1 protein-coding gene and 1 pseudogene are annotated in these 1366 nt (G+C 71.5%); both read right to left on the bottom strand.

Features of this window, described 5'->3' with window-relative positions; genetic code table 11:
• Positions 1-65: 65 nt before the first annotated feature.
• Positions 66-508, bottom strand: a pseudogene (gene ribH / locus AC2W7A_RS12485) (6,7-dimethyl-8-ribityllumazine synthase); the annotation flags it as partial.
• The coding region (ribA, locus tag AC2W7A_RS12480) for a GTP cyclohydrolase II (protein WP_485991618.1) at positions 505-1366 on the bottom strand (862 nt) is incomplete at its 5' end. The pseudogene ribH and the gene ribA, both read right to left, overlap by 4 nt.

Here is a 1366-nt window from a genome sequence, read left to right as displayed (position 1 = left end):
CCTCGAGCGCCTCGCCCCCCCCCCCCCCCGGCCCTTTGTCCTCGAAAAAAAAAAAAAAAAAAAAAACGGGAGCCGGCAGAACCCGGGCGCGGTCGATCAAAAGCCTGCTGCTCCGTGTTTTTTTTTTTTTCCACGGTGAGCACGTTTTTTTTTTTTTTTTTTTTCCGAAGCCGACCGGCACGCCCGTGCGGACGGAGACCTCGGTGACGCCCTGGGTGACGGCGGAGCAGACGTAGTCGAAGTGCGGGGTGTCGCCGCGGACCACCACGCCCAGGACGACCACGACGTCGTGTGTCTGCGCCAGGCGGGCGGCAGCCACCGTCAGTTCGACGGTGCCGGGGACGCGGACCAGGTCGGCCTCCAGCCCGAAGTCCGCCGCGGCCGCCTGGGCGCCGCCGACGAGGCCGTCCATGATCTGCTCGTGCCACTGCGCGGCGACGATCGCCACGCGCAGGCCTGCGGCGGCATGTCGGTCGTGGGTGAAGGTGGGTGCTCCTGCTCCGCTCATGCGTGGTGCTCCTTGCTCGGGGACGGGACGGTCCCGGTGGTGGGGGTGGGGGTGGGGGTCAGGGGTCCACCGTGCGCCGGCAGGTGACCCATGCGGTCGCGCTTGACGGCGAGGTAGGCGCGGTTGTGCTCGTTCTCCGGCGCAGGGGCGGGCACACGCTCGACCACGTCCAGGCCGGCCTCACGCAGCGCGGCGAGCTTGACCGGGTTGTTGGTGACGAGTCGGACTCGGGTGATGCCGGCGTCGGCGAGGATCTGCGCGGCGGCCCGGAAGTCACGTCCCTCCGCGGGCAGCCCGAGCGCGAGGTTCGCGTCCACGGTGTCCAGTCCCTGCTCCTGCAGCCGGTAGGCCCGGACCTTGTTCGCCAGGCCGATGCCTCGGCCCTCGTGGCCGCGCAGGTACAGCACGGCACCGCCGTCATGGGCGGCGGCCTCCAGGGAGGTCTGCAGCTGGGGACCGCAGTCGCAGCGCAGGGATCCGAGGACGTCGCCGGTCAGGCACTCGGAGTGCACCCGGACGGTGACGGGGCCTGCGGCCGGGTCCAGGCCCGGGGAGGTGAGCAGGACATGCTCCGCGCCGGTGGCCGGATCCGGGTGGACGGCGATCGTCAGCGGCCCGTGCGCCGTGGGCAGGGTCGCCTCGGCGGGGACGTCGTCCAGGCGGGCCAGGAAGGCGGCGAGGTCCTCGATGGAGACGAGGGCGAGGCCGTACTCGTCCGCGAACTCGCGCAGGGCGGGCAGCCGCATCATGGTGCCGTCGTCGTGCGTGAGCTCGGCGATGGCGGCCACAGGGGCCAGCCCGGCCAGCCGGCACAGCTCCACGCGGCCTCGGTGTGCCCCGGCCCGGTCCCCGGACGCC

Source organism: Micrococcus sp. LASM2_SD2, assembly GCF_057364565.1.
The sequence above is the reverse complement of the archived record's forward strand: the minus strand, read 5'-3'. Positions and strand labels throughout refer to the sequence as shown.